We start from the raw sequence: 1,782 nt of genomic DNA, 5'->3' as shown, positions 1-1,782 counted from the left end.
GCCCGCTCTGTGGGCCGAACCCATGGTTCGGTGCGCAGCACACGAACCATAGAACCCGGGCGCCGAAAGGCGCTTGAACCCTCGAGCCCCATAGGGACTTGTCCATAAGAAGTCAGCCCCTCACAGGCCGAAAATCTTTTTGAATCCTTTGAGCAGGGGATTCTTTGTCCGCTCATTCCACCGGGAATCGATGAAATCTTCGGGCCGCCTGAATCCGATATTGTAGACGAAGTACATGGCGTGGCTTACGGTGTTGATGTAGGCTGCCGTTTCCTGGAGGAGGAAGTTTCTATCCCTTTCGGAGAGGGTGAAGCGGTCGGCGCGGCAGAATTCGTCCAGCAGGCTGTTGATACGGTCTTCGAAGGCCTCGTCGTCCATGCGGCTGACGATGTAGGTAGTGAAGTTCGGGTAGTAGCGGTAGTAGTGCTCCTTCTTTTTCGAGTCGAAGATGGCCCACTGGCGCATGAACATATTGATTTTCAGGTAAAGCCGCTGGTTCATGATGAAATCGTCGTCGTCCATGAAATGGATGGCCTTGGCGGTACGAATGAGCCGGGTCATGGGCCGGCTTTTCATGACGCCCTTGTAGATGGAGTCCCGGAGTTTCCTGTCCTGGTACATATAGGAGCCGAAGAAGGAAAGCAGCAGGGCCCGGAAAACCAGGTAGTGGTAAAAGAAACGGGTGCCTTCGGGGGACAGTGTCTTTTTGGCCATGTAGGGCATGACCTCTGTCAGGGGCATGAGGATCTGGGAGCTTTCCGTCACCAGCCCGCCTTCCTCCATGCCCAGGTTTTCGCAGATGCACTGGAGCAGGAGGAAAGGGAGCTTCAGCGCCGAAGTATCGTGGAAATCGGGATGGCAGAAGGACAGGGCGTCCATGAAGGATGCGCTTTCCTCCCTCACCATTTCCATGTACGTCCTCGTTTCCTGTTCAAAGAAATCCGCCAGAGGCGAAAGGGAGATTCCCGTTTCCGCAGAGAGATAGGTAATGAGGGGAATCACCATGGCCCCCTCCATCACAAAGGGAGGCTTGAAGGGAAGAAGCGCGCGGCGCAGGTTGTCAAACTCATTGCTAAAGGAGCGGGTAATGTCGAAATCCAGACTGTCCTTCACCGTTTCCGCAAGGAAATCGGAACGCCGGCAGTCCCATTTCACCATAAGGGAGGCCAGCTCCAGCCGGAAATGGACGTACTTCCGGATGAGACTATTCCTTGCCTTCCGGTCGGCGGCGGCAGGAAGTCCCCTGTCCCGAAGCATGGCAGTCACCGCCCTGTCTATGGGCACGGCGGGCATGGTAAAACTCCGGCAGGCCAGGGGGTAAAACCGGCAGTTCATGTGGGAAAGCAGGAGGCGGATCAGCTTTTTCTTTTCTTCGGCCATCTGTTCATCATGCATGAAGGGCACCTTCTCTCAGGGGAATGAAAAGGAAATTTTTCTTTATTATACACCAGATGAGGAAGAAGGGGGCGCGGCTTCGCCGCAGGTTGTGGCCGCCTTACGGCGGCGGGTTGTGTAGAAGGGTTGTGAAGGGAAAGGTTCAGAGGGTTCAGAAGGTTCAAAGCCCTATGGTAAGACTGCAAGTTAAGTTTTAATTAAAATCATCGCATTTGCGTTGGGATTTAATTAAATTACTTGAAAATGGCGCACTCTAACCACGCCCTTCGAAAATCGATTTTTTTCGAAGGAGTCCTCAGCTTATTCCAACATCGGGTTTGTACAGTTTATTTTCTTTCAGCAGGTAGAAAATAACTCGTACTAACTTCCGGGCTGTTAAAATGAGGG

1 protein-coding gene is annotated in these 1,782 nt (G+C 53.1%); it reads right to left on the bottom strand.

The genetic code is table 11. The features are described from left to right. Window positions 1-120: 120 nt before the first annotated feature. A complete protein-coding gene (locus B2Y11_RS08805) occupies window positions 121-1,395 on the bottom strand; it encodes a hypothetical protein (RefSeq protein WP_291056815.1) in 1,275 nt (424 codons plus the stop codon). Window positions 1,396-1,782: the final 387 nt, after the last annotated feature.

The sequence above is a fragment of the Dialister sp. UBA1703 genome (assembly GCA_002320515.1).
In the GTDB taxonomy this organism is placed as follows: Bacteria; Bacillota; Negativicutes; order Veillonellales; family Dialisteraceae; genus Dialister.
This window is presented reverse-complemented; position numbering and strand designations above follow the sequence as displayed.